The sequence below is a fragment of the Geosporobacter subterraneus DSM 17957 genome (genome assembly GCF_900142145.1).
Lineage (GTDB): Bacteria > Bacillota > Clostridia > Peptostreptococcales > Thermotaleaceae > Geosporobacter > Geosporobacter subterraneus.
Genome location: NZ_FQZV01000119.1, coordinates 1 through 1,073 on the forward strand (window position 1 = coordinate 1; position 1,073 = coordinate 1,073).

General features: G+C 37.8%; 1 protein-coding gene and 1 other annotated feature. The gene reads right to left on the minus strand.

All coding sequences use genetic code 11. From position 1 onward, the window contains the following. Nucleotides 1-134: 134 nt before the first annotated feature. Complete coding sequence (locus BUB56_RS19225; RefSeq protein ID WP_110942846.1) at nt 135-401, minus strand: hypothetical protein; 267 nt, start codon at nt 399-401, stop codon at nt 135-137. A gap of 336 nt (nt 402-737) precedes the next feature. Further along, nucleotides 738-963: a binding site (T-box leader), on the plus strand. Nucleotides 964-1,073: the final 110 nt, after the last annotated feature.

Below are 1,073 nucleotides of genomic sequence, written 5' to 3' on the forward strand. Positions count from 1 at the left end.
GATTATCAGAATATATCATCTAGCTTAAAGATCCTTCGACTCCGTTTTACTCCGCTCAAGATGACAAATTATGGGTTAAGTTGACGCCTATGATATGAGAATATATTTAAGTGACAGGTTTAGGAGGTGTCAGTTTATAGAGGATCATCGTAAATGGAAATACGGCCTTCCTTGATCAAATGATGAAGAATCTTGAAGGGTACGTCCAGGTCTCTCTTCAAGTCTGCCAGGGTAGCACCGGGAGCATGGGAAAGATGCTGTTTCACCAGACCATAGGCCTCTGCAATGGAACCTTCGCATGTTTTGCAGTAGCCATTGTGGACAGGATCTTGTATTAGCCCTTGACAGTACCTACAGGTCTTCGATGTATAATAATCATTGAGCTTGTCATCAATATTCATGAGGAATACCTCCAGAGACATTGTAAAAAGCTGTCTACTTTTATCATAATATATAAATACGCAGAAAAAAATAGGATTAGGTACCCTAAATTGGTATTTTTATAAAAAAATTGCAAATAAGAGCAGAAAATAGGGGAACCTCGAGATTGCTTTTGCAGATAAGAGTCGAAGGAGAGAAAAAGTTCACTTATAAAAATATTTTTTCAAAAAATTATAATTTTTCAGAAACAGGTAGTTGACAACAGAATACTATGCTGATAAAATCTTTTGAAAGCTTCCTTTTTACAGATGAAGTTTTCAGCGCTGAAATCTTACTGTATCATATAATCTAAGTTAGCTAAAGCAGTGAAGGAGAGAAAAAATATCTGGTTTTCTTCAGAGAGCCGACGGGTGGTGAGAGTCGGTGAAAACAGATATAGAATAACTCGCTCCTGAGTGAATGTCTGAAGGATAAGTCTGTGTAAGACATTCCGGTGGTGCAAACCATCGTTAACAATGACAAGATTACGGCTTGCCGTAAATTAGGGTGGTACCGCGAACATAACTCCTTTTCGCCCCTATATGGGGAAAGAAGGAGTTTTTTTATTCTTATTTCACTGTCATAGGCGTCAACGTAATCCAATTATTTCCAAATAAACCTTAGAAGCATGTCATTCTGAGCGTTAGCGAAGA